The sequence below is a fragment of the Herbiconiux sp. genome, from assembly GCF_023264895.1.
GTDB lineage: Bacteria > Actinomycetota > Actinomycetes > Actinomycetales > Microbacteriaceae > Herbiconiux.
The window spans coordinates 1-2,931 of sequence record NZ_JAHFUY010000165.1; the positions used below are offsets into that span (position 1 = coordinate 1).

Genomic DNA, 2,931 nt, shown 5'->3' on the forward strand with positions numbered 1-2,931 from the left:
GACCCGCAGAGCGCGCCGATCGTCGCGGTCACCGAGACGGCATCCGCCACGCCGACGCAGACCCCCACGCCGACCCCCACCCTCGAGCCCCGCCCGGTGCCGCAGGCCGCCGCGGCCCCCGCAGCCCTCCGCACCTGCTCGGTGGCCGGCCTCGCCGCCGACCCCCGCCTCGGCACCTTCCACGGCAGTGTGCGCAACGCCGCCACCGGTGAGCTCCTTTTCGATCGCGCCGGTTCGACCCCGGCCCGCACCGCGAGCGTCATGAAGGTGCTCTCGAGCGCGGCGGCTCTGGCGGTGCTCGGCCCTGACCACCGCGTGCCCACGACCGTCGTCAAGGGCGCGGAGCCCGGCCAAGTGGTGCTCGTCGGAGGCGGCGACATCACGCTCGCGAGCAACGGCTCCAACGTCTACGAGGGCGCGGCGAGCATGCAGGACCTCGCCGCCCAGACGAACGCTGCCTGGGACGCCGATCCGAGCACCGCCGGTACGCCGATCACCTCGATCGTGCTCGACGCGAGCGTGTTCTCCGGCGACCGCTGGCAGCCGTCGTGGCTGCGCAAGGAGCAGGTCGACGGCTACTCCTCCGAGGTCACGGGCCTCCAGGTCGACGGCGACCGTGCCGAGCCGGGGGCCAACGTCTCGGCCCGCAGCGACAACGCCGTGCTGCGCGCGGGCCAGGCTTTCGCGCTCGCGCTGGGGGCATCGGATGCGGCACTCGCGGAGGGCCTCGCACCCACCGGTTCGCCCCAGCTCGGCCAGGTGCTCTCGGCGCCCGTGTCGACCATGGTGCAGGAGGCCCTGCTCCGCTCGGACAACACCGAGGCCGAGATGCTCGCCCGCCTCGTGGCCGTGCAGCTCGGCGTGGGCAACGACTTCGCGGCGCTGCAGACCGCGATTCCGCAGGCGCTCGCCACCTACGGGCTCGACACGAGTGCGCTCGTGATCGCCGACGGGTCAGGCCTCAGCGACGACAACGGCGTGCCCACCGACTTCCTCAGCCGCCTGTTCATCAAGATCAACGCGCATGAGGGCAACCTCGGTGTGATCGCGGCGGGACTGCCCGTCGCCGGCCAGAGCGGCACCCTGGCGGGGCGGTTCGGCGGCTCGCCCGCCGCCGGCAGCGTCATCGCCAAGACCGGCTGGATCGACACCGGCTACACGCTCTCCGGCATCGTCAGCGCCGGCGACGGCAGCGTGCTCACGTTCGCGTTCTTCGCCCTCGACGACGTCAGCGACAGCGCCCGGGCGGCGCTCGACGAGCTCACGACCGGCGTCTACGAGTGCGGGAACAACCTCTCCAATCTCTAGACTGGGGGCATGGCGAAGGCTCTGTTCATCATCGACGTCCAGAACGACTTCATCGAGGGCGGCGCCCTCGGCGTCACCGGCGGCACGGCCGTGGCGGAGGGGATCTCGCGGCTGCTCGCCACGCATCCCGACACCTATGAGTTCGTCATCGCCTCCCGCGACTGGCACGATCCCGAGAACGACAACGGCGGCCACTTCGCCACCACCGAGGCGCCCGACTTCGTGACCACGTGGCCCGTGCACTGCGTCGCGGGCACCTACGGCGCCGAGTACCACGACGAGCTCACCACGCGTGCCATCGACCACCACGTGCGGAAGGGGCAGGGCGAGCCCGCCTACTCCATCTACGAAGGCACCACCGAGGAGGGCGGCACCGTGCACGAGCTGCTCGACGCGAACGGCGTCACGGATGTCGACATCGCCGGCCTCGCCACCGACTACTGCGTGCGCGCCTCGGCTCTCGACGCCCTCGAGCACGGCCGCCGGGTGCGGATCATCACCGACCTCGTGGCGGGCGTGTCCCCGGATGCGTCGCGCGCCGCCATCGCCGAGCTCGCCCATGCGGGCGCCGACCTCGTGACCTCGGACCTCGTCGACCGCTGACCACGCCCTCCGACCTCCGACCTCCGACTTCCCACGAGTGGGCGGTTTCGGCGCGAAAACCTCTGGTGACGCGCACAAAGTGACCACTCGCGGGAGAGGGGCGTCTTCAGGAGGGGCGGGCGAGCTCGAGGGCCGCGAGGAGCGCCCAGAGCTCGGCGCGGCCCTGGAACGTGTCGAGGGGCACGCCGAGGCGGTCGGCGAGGGCGTCGATGCGCAGCCTCAGGCTGTGCCGGTGGAGGCCCAGTTCGCGGGCGGCCGGATCCCATCGTCCGTTGTGCCGCAGCCACACCTCGGCGAAGCGCAGTGACTCCCGGCCCTCGGCCGAGCGCAGGAGCGGCGCGAGTCTGGCGCGCGCCACATCGGCCACCGATCCCGTCGCGAGCAGTCCGAAGAAGCTCTGGTTCACGAGCTGGGAGAAGTCGGCGACGCGCCCCGCCGGCGCCCCCTCGGCCGCCCGGACAGCCTGCGTGAGTGCCACGTTCAGCTCGTCCCAGCCCGCCGGATCCGAGACCCCCGCCGTGGCCGCGTGCGCCTCGAGGAACGCGCGCTCGCCCCGCACCCGCCCCTGGTCGACGAGCAGCACGAGATGCTCGCCCGTGGTGACCGTGAAGTAGCCGGTGCGCGGACGCGCCGCCCTCCGCTCGAGGCTGTCGTGCAGCGCCGGGGTGACCGACGGCAGCGGGATGGCGAGCACCTGGAACGGCTCGCCGGGCAGCACGATCCGGATGGCGCCGGCCGCGCGCCGCACGGTCTCCACGCCGCCGTCGCGCAGCAGCTGGAACAGCTGCTCCATGATCGTGCGGTGGCTGATCCGCAGATCCTCCGCGTGCTCGAGCGACACGTCGGCGAGGGCCGTGAGCACCGTCGCGACCGCCTCGTCGCCCGCGTCGAACGGATCGGCCCTGGCCCACGCGATCACCCCGTGAGTGCGGCCGGGCGCCCCGAGGGTCTGGGCCGTGCCCGATCTCCCGCCGGCCGCGAAGTCGGCGCGCGACCGCGGCCCGGCGCCGGCACCGGACG

General features: G+C 73.1%; 3 protein-coding genes. 2 read left to right on the forward strand and 1 reads right to left on the reverse strand.

All coding sequences use genetic code 11. The annotated features are described in order from the left end of the window. The coding region (locus Q0D57_RS19325) for a D-alanyl-D-alanine carboxypeptidase (RefSeq protein ID WP_291047054.1) at positions 1 to 1,308 on the forward strand (1,308 nt) is incomplete at its 5' end. A 9-nt stretch (positions 1,309 to 1,317) separates the two neighbouring features. Further along, on the forward strand, positions 1,318 to 1,911 hold the full coding sequence (locus tag Q0D57_RS19330) for an isochorismatase family protein (RefSeq protein WP_291047056.1): 594 nt from the start codon (positions 1,318 to 1,320) through the stop codon (positions 1,909 to 1,911). A gap of 106 nt (positions 1,912 to 2,017) precedes the next feature. On the opposite strand, the gene Q0D57_RS19335 is transcribed toward Q0D57_RS19330, so the two are convergent. After that, positions 2,018 to 2,931: helix-turn-helix domain-containing protein (locus Q0D57_RS19335; protein WP_291047057.1), on the reverse strand; the 914-nt coding region annotated here is incomplete at its 5' end.

What these genes read in the sequence shown, in the direction of transcription:
- Q0D57_RS19330 (WP_291047056.1), top strand. Translation starts at nt 1,318, where the DNA reads ATGGCGAAGGCTCTGTTCATCATCGACGTCCAGAACGACTTCATCGAG.